Genomic DNA, 4,572 nt, shown 5'->3' with positions numbered 1-4,572 from the left:
CAGCACAGCCCGGATTTTAGCGAGGGAGCAGGCCGATGAAACGAACGCTTACAGATTCTTGCCCCGCTTTGTCGGACCTTTACTGGAGCGTGTGATGTATTTGCTGATCCTGGGCGTGATCCTGATGCTGATGAAGTACCTGGAGGTGGGCTTCGTTGTTGACGTCTCGTGGTGGTGGGTGTTGTCGCCGTTTGCGCTGGCCGTGGTCTGGTGGGCCTGGGCCGACTCCACCGGCTACACCAAGCGCCGCGAGATGGACAAGATGGACAAGAAAAAGCAGGACCGCATCGACAAACAGCGCGAGAACCTCGGCATCAAGACCAAGCGTCGCTCGCGCTGAAGTTCTCAGTAGTTGTCCAGCACAGCGCCCTTGCTGGCGCTGGATGCGTTGAACGCAAACTTGGCCTGCACGCCGCGCGTGTAGCGCGGTGCCGGTGCCGTCCAGGCCGCCCGGCGCTTCTCGATCTCGGCCTCGGGCACATTGAGTTCCAGCAGCAGTTTGTGCGCGTCGATGGTGATGCTGTCGCCTTCGTGCACGAACGCGATCGTGCCGCCCGCTGCGGCTTCAGGCGCCACGTGGCCCACCACCATGCCCCAGGTGCCGCCGCTGAAACGGCCGTCGGTGATCAGGCCCACGCTTTCGCCCAGACCCGCACCAATCAGCGCCCCGGTGGGTGCCAGCATCTCCGGCATGCCCGGGCCTCCCTTGGGGCCGAGGTAGCGAAGCACCATCACATCGCCCGCCTTGACCTTGCCGTCCAGGATGGCCTGCAACGCTGATTGCTCGTCGTCGAACACGCGAGCCGGGCCGGTCATCACCGGGTTCTTCAGGCCGGTGATCTTGGCCACCGCGCCTTCGGGGCTGAGGTTGCCCTTGAGGATGGCGAGATGGCCGTGCTCGTACATGGGCTTGTCGATCGGGCGGATCACGTCCTGGTCGGCGCGTGGCGCGTCGGGCACGTCTTTCAGCACCTCGGAAATCGTCTGGCCGCTGATGGTCAGGCAGTCGCCGTGCAGCAGCCCTGCGTTGAGCAGCACCTTCATCACTTGCGGAATGCCGCCGGCCTTGTGCAGGTCGACCGCGAGGTACTTGCCGCTGGGCTTGAGGTCGCACAGCACCGGTGTTTTCTGGCGCACGCGCTCGAAGTCGTCAATGGTCCATTCGACATCGGCCGCGTGGGCGATGGCCAGGAAGTGCAGCACCGCGTTGGTGGAGCCGCCGGTGGCCATGATCACCGCCACGGCGTTTTCGATGGCCTTCCTGGTCACGATGTCGCGCGGCTTGATGTCCTTTTTGATGGCCTCGATCAGCACCTTGGCCGACTCCTTGGCCGAGTTCATCTTCTCGTCGTGCGGGTTGGCCATGGTGCTGGAGTAGGGCAGCGAGATGCCCAGCGCCTCGAACGCCGAAGACATGGTGTTGGCGGTGTACATGCCGCCGCACGAGCCGGTGCCGGGGATGGCGCGCATCTCGATCTCCCGCAGGTCTTCGTCGCTGAGGTTGCCGGCGGCGTTCTGGCCCACGGCTTCGAACACGCTGACGATGTTGAGGTCTTGTCCCTTCCAGTGACCGGGCAGGATGGTGCCGCCGTACACGTAGATGGCTGGCACGTTGGCGCGCAGCATGCCCATCAGGCCGCCGGGCATGTTCTTGTCGCACCCGCCCACGACCACCACGCCGTCCATCCACTGGCCGCCCACGCAGGTCTCAATGCAGTCGGAGATCACCTCGCGGCTCACCAGCGAGTACTTCATGCCCTCGGTGCCCATGGCCATGCCGTCGGAAATGGTGGGGGTGCCGAACACCTGCGCATTGCCACCCGCTTCCTCGATGCCGGCAATCGCCGCGTCGGCCAGCTTCTGCAGGCCCGAGTTGCACGGCGTGATGGTGCTGTGGCCGTTGGCCACGCCCACCATGGGTTTCACGAAGTCGCCTTCCTCGTAGCCCATGGCGTAGTACATGGAGCGGTTGGGCGCGCGTGACTTGCCTTGCGTGATGTTGGCACTGCGGCTGTTGATGGGCTTGATCGGAATGGTTTTGCTGTCGGCCATGGTCTTGTCTCGTGGGGTGGGGAAAAGAGCGACAAGTATGCGGCAGCCCCTGTCGGGTTTCCAATTGCTTTGACGGCTTGCTTTGATACGCTCATCGTATGAATGAACCATCCAGATCGCTGCGCATTGAATTGCGCCAGTGGCGCCAGTTCGTGGCGCTGGCCGAAGAACTGCACTTTGGCCGGGCTGCCGCACGCCTGCACATGACCCAGCCGCCGCTGACGCAGGCCATTGCCGGTCTGGAGGCCGCCTTGGGCGTGCGCCTGTTTGAGCGCACGCAGCGCAGCGTGCACATCACGCCGGCCGGCGCGGCCTTGCTGCCCGAGGTGCGCGAGTTGCTCGCCCGCGCGCAGGCCTTGCCCGAGCTGGCGCGGGCGGCCGCCGCGGGCGAGCTGGGGCGGCTTCGGTTGGCGTTCGTGTCCACGGTGGGCTTTGAGTTGCTGCCGCGCTGGGTTCGGGCGTTCCGCGAGCAGTGGCCGCAGGTGGCGCTGGAGCTGATCGAAGCCACGGGCGATGTGCAGCTGGAGCTGTTGTCGCGCGGCGAGGTGGACGCCGGCTTCGTGCTGCACTCGCCCGGTTTCATCGCGCCCGGTCTGGCCCAGGCACTGATCGCCAGCGAACCGCTCGTGGTGGCGCTGCCCGAATCGCACCCCTTGGCGGTCGAGGAGCGTCCCGCGCTCAAGCGCCTGCTCGACGAGCCGCTGGTGATCTTTCCCCGGCGCATCCTCCCTTCGCTGTTCGATGCGATCTTTGCTCTGTACAACACATCCGGTCGCGTGCCGCAGGTGGCGCAAGAGGCCATCCAGATGCAGACCATCGTGAACATGGTGTCCGCCGGCTTGGGCATGGCCTGGGTGCCGCAGAGCGTGCGGCAGTTCCAGCGGCCTGGCGTTGTGTATCGCTCGGTGGCCTGGCCGCGGGGCAGGGCAGTGCCTGCGTGCGAGACCAGCCTGCTGTGGAAGGCAGACGCAGTGAGCCCGGCGTTGGCGCATTTCATCCACTTTGCCCAAGATCAGGCCGCAAGGCCTGAGCCCTCGGCTCGGAGCAAGCCAAAGGCACAATAGCCCGATGCTTCAACATCCCCAAATCGACCCTGTCGCCCTGCAGATCGGCCCGCTGGCCATCCACTGGTACGGCCTCACCTACCTGGCGGCCTTCGGTCTCTTCATGTGGCTGGCCAACCTGCGCCTGCGCCACCAGCCCTTTGCCGGCATCACCAACCCGCCGTGGACGCGGCGCGATGTGGAAGACATCCTCTTTCTTGGTGTGCTCGGCGTGGTGGCGGGCGGGCGCATCGGCTATTGCCTGTTCTACAAACCGGCCTATTACCTGTCGAATCCGCTGGAGATCTTTGCCATCTGGCAGGGCGGCATGAGTTTTCATGGGGGCCTGATCGGCGTGATGCTGGCCATGGTCTGGTACGCGCACAGCCGCAAACGCCCGTTCATGGAAGTCATGGACTTCGTGGCCCCCTGCGTTCCCACCGGCTTGGCCGCAGGACGCGCGGGCAACTTCATCAACGGAGAGCTCTGGGGCCGTGTGGCCGACCCATCGCTGCCCTGGGGCATGGTGTTTCCGGGCGCGGGCGACTTGCCGCGCCATCCTTCGCAGGTTTACCAATTCCTGCTCGAAGGCCTGCTGCTGTTCGTGCTGCTCTGGCTGTATGCGCGCAAGCCGCGCGCGCGTGGACAGGTGTCGGCCGTATTCCTCATGGGCTACGGTGTGTTCCGCTTCATCGCCGAGTACTTCCGCGAGCCGGACGCCCACCTGGGCCTGCTCGCGATGGGCATGAGCATGGGGCAATGGCTGTGTGTGCCCATGATCGGCGCGGGTGCCTTCATGTGGTGGTGGTTCGGTCGGCGCAGCTAAGGTCGCTGCCCCCACGCTCCACCGCTTCGCGGGTCGCTGCCCCAGGACGGGGAGGGGCCCCGTGCTTGCCGGGTCCGTGGGGCCGATCCGCCTGGGGGCGGCCCGGCGGCGGATCTGATCGCCACTCATCGCCAGCAAGGGTAAATCCCCGTTCCATGTGAACGGGGATTTTTTAAGATCTGCCGTAATTACAGGTGATTACGAACCGAATCCTTCCATGCGACTGGTGCTCAACTCCCTGCACGACGAAGTGGCCGCCAAGCTGCGTGAGCGCATCTTCGACGGCGTGCTGGCGCCAGGCAGCTTCATCGACGAGCTCGCACTCTGCGGCGAATGGGCCATCTCGCGCACACCGCTGCGCGAGGCGCTGAAGGTGTTGGCTGCCGAGGGCCTGGTGCGCCACGAGCCGCGCCGCGGGTGTTTCGTCAACCAGATCACCGAGCGCGACCTCGACGAGATATTTCCCGTCATCGCCCTGCTCGAAGGGCGTTGCGCGTTCGAGGCCGCGAGCAATGCCACCGACGCCGATCTGCTTGCACTGGAGCAGATGCACGACCGCCTCAACCGGTGTGCCAGGAACCGCCGCATCAACGACTACTACCAGGCCAACTTCGCCATCCACGAAGCCATCATCACCCTGGCCAACAACCG

General features: G+C 65.2%; 5 protein-coding genes. 4 read left to right on the top strand and 1 reads right to left on the bottom strand.

Going from position 1 to position 4,572, the window contains the following annotated elements; genetic code table 11:
• Positions 1–94 precede the first annotated feature (94 nt).
• Positions 95–340 (top strand): TIGR04438 family Trp-rich protein, encoded by a 246-nt coding sequence (locus Q0C59_RS09460; RefSeq protein WP_291214450.1) that lies wholly within the window; start codon positions 95–97, stop codon positions 338–340.
• A gap of 5 nt (positions 341–345) precedes the next feature.
• Here the strand turns inward: Q0C59_RS09460 and ilvD are convergent, their stop codons facing one another.
• A complete protein-coding gene (ilvD, locus tag Q0C59_RS09455; protein ID WP_291214441.1) occupies positions 346–2,052 on the bottom strand; it encodes a dihydroxy-acid dehydratase in 1,707 nt (568 codons plus the stop codon).
• Between the two features lie 98 nt (positions 2,053–2,150).
• On the opposite strand from ilvD, the gene Q0C59_RS09450 reads away from it, so the two are divergent.
• The 3 genes from Q0C59_RS09450 to Q0C59_RS09440 all read left to right on the top strand — a co-directional run.
• Complete coding sequence (locus tag Q0C59_RS09450) at positions 2,151–3,116, top strand: LysR family transcriptional regulator (protein ID WP_291214439.1); 966 nt, start codon at positions 2,151–2,153, stop codon at positions 3,114–3,116.
• Positions 3,117–3,120: 4 nt separating this feature from the next.
• A complete protein-coding gene (lgt, locus tag Q0C59_RS09445) occupies positions 3,121–3,921 on the top strand; it encodes a prolipoprotein diacylglyceryl transferase (protein WP_291214437.1) in 801 nt (266 codons plus the stop codon).
• Positions 3,922–4,138: 217 nt separating this feature from the next.
• The coding region (locus Q0C59_RS09440) for a GntR family transcriptional regulator (protein WP_291214435.1) at positions 4,139–4,572 on the top strand (434 nt) is incomplete at its 3' end.

The organism is Hydrogenophaga sp., assembly GCF_022844385.1.
Classification (GTDB): Bacteria; Pseudomonadota; Gammaproteobacteria; order Burkholderiales; family Burkholderiaceae_C; genus Hydrogenophaga.
Note: the sequence above shows the minus strand (reverse complement) of the source record. Positions and strands in the feature narration are given on the sequence as shown.

Bases quoted from the DNA above. Each gene is read 5' to 3' on its own strand.
- Q0C59_RS09460 (WP_291214450.1), top strand. From the start codon at position 95: ATGTATTTGCTGATCCTGGGCGTGATCCTGATGCTGATGAAGTACCTG.
- Q0C59_RS09450 (WP_291214439.1), top strand. From the start codon at position 2,151: ATGAATGAACCATCCAGATCGCTGCGCATTGAATTGCGCCAGTGGCGC.
- lgt (WP_291214437.1), top strand. From the start codon at position 3,121: ATGCTTCAACATCCCCAAATCGACCCTGTCGCCCTGCAGATCGGCCCG.
- ilvD (WP_291214441.1), bottom strand. From the start codon at position 2,052: ATGGCCGACAGCAAAACCATTCCGATCAAGCCCATCAACAGCCGCAGT.